This is a genomic window from Gardnerella sp. CCPDSM (assembly GCF_056754715.1).
The window spans coordinates 1-485 of the sequence record NZ_JBQEQO010000070.1 but is presented as its reverse complement, the minus strand read 5'-3'; the positions used below and the strand labels follow the sequence as shown (position 1 = coordinate 485).

The following is a 485-nucleotide window of genomic DNA, read 5'->3' as shown; positions in this document are numbered from 1 at the left end:
AATGCGCATATCGAATAAGACTTCTTGCAATAAAGAACACTAAAGCACATATGGCAAGTGCGATAAGAATGTCAATTATCGGACCAAATAATGCATAGCTCATGATTCATCCTTTCTTTTTCTATATTCGTTTATGAGTGTTCGAGCTGTGTCAACATCGTATTTATCGTCAATAGCAAGACTCTTTACTAAAAGAACGAACGGGTCTTCTGGTTCATTGTCGCTTATTCGAATTTTTTCAATGAGCCTGTTAAGCCTGATTCTCATCGTTGGGTAAGAGACTTGATACATTTGCGACATTTCTTTTAACGATCCAGACGATAATACAAAGTTCTTTATAAACGACATGTCTTCGTCTGTGAGATTAGCCATCCATCTTGGAATATGATCCATATCACCCCTTTCTTCAGCCTATAAACTTTAATTAAATTAAACTTTTATTAAAAATATTAAAGTTGTTGTATGAGTTTGTCAAGAATAAACAT

The 485-nt window shown here is 34.0% G+C and carries 1 protein-coding gene; it reads right to left on the bottom strand.

Features of this window, described 5'->3' with window-relative positions; all coding sequences use genetic code 11:
• Positions 1 to 99: 99 nt before the first annotated feature.
• Positions 100 to 393 (bottom strand): DUF2089 family protein, encoded by a 294-nt coding sequence (locus tag ACTJLE_RS06575; protein WP_004134118.1) that lies wholly within the window; start codon positions 391 to 393, stop codon positions 100 to 102.
• Positions 394 to 485: the final 92 nt, after the last annotated feature.